The organism is Vibrio sp. Y176 (assembly GCF_033438945.1).
The window spans coordinates 1-814 of the sequence record NZ_JAWOQS010000319.1; the positions used below are offsets into that span (position 1 = coordinate 1).

Sequence of the window (814 nt, forward strand, 5' to 3'; positions counted from 1 at the left end):
CGCTGATCAATGGTTAGCTGCAACGACTTGCCTTCTTGTTTGTCTTGCCAAGCGATGTTTTCAACGACACGGCCGTAGCGGTCTTTACGAATGGTCTTTTTACCTTCTTCACCGGTTAGCCATTCATCGTAACTGCGCTCAACCCCCTCTAGGCCATGACCGTCAATGCCTGTCACACCGACAAGGTGCGCACTGACTTCGCCAGCCGGGTAATAACGACGAGACTCCGACTTAAGACCAATACCTGGTAGCTTCAGTTCACGAATGTAGTTTGCCATCGCTGGGCTCACCTGGCGCTGCAGGTAAATAAAGCGACGCTTTTCGTTGCGCTTGATTTTGTCAATCAGGCCTTGGCGATCCACACCTAACACATCTGCTAAGGCATACCAGTTTTGTTTCTGACTTAGCGCATTTTCTTTAAAAATGGTGGCTGGATCGGCCCAAACCGCTTCAACAGGCACACTCACCGCTAAAGGTTCACCATTGCGATCAGAAATAATGCCTCGTGCAGACGGGATAGACTTAACACGAATCGAACGTAGATCGCCCTGCTTAATGAGATTATCCGGCTCGATGATTTGAATATAGGCCACACGAGCGACAAGAAGCGCAAAGGCGCAGAAAACAAAAAACAGCAATAAAGGGAAGCGCCAGAGCATCAAAAATGATGGCTCTACTTCTACTTTCGCTGTTTTCGGTGCGGTTTTGGTGTCGTTTACTGCGGCTTTGGGTTTCGCAGAAGACTTACGCTTATTTCCTTGTTTAGCGTTGGTTTTCTTTCTTATCATTTTAGCGTGATAACCACTTCTTTATC

1 pseudogene is annotated in these 814 nt (G+C 47.7%); it reads right to left on the minus strand.

The annotated features are described in order from the left end of the window. Positions 1-788 (minus strand): annotated as a pseudogene (locus R7O13_RS25815) (peptidoglycan glycosyltransferase FtsI); the annotation flags it as partial. Positions 789-814: the final 26 nt, after the last annotated feature.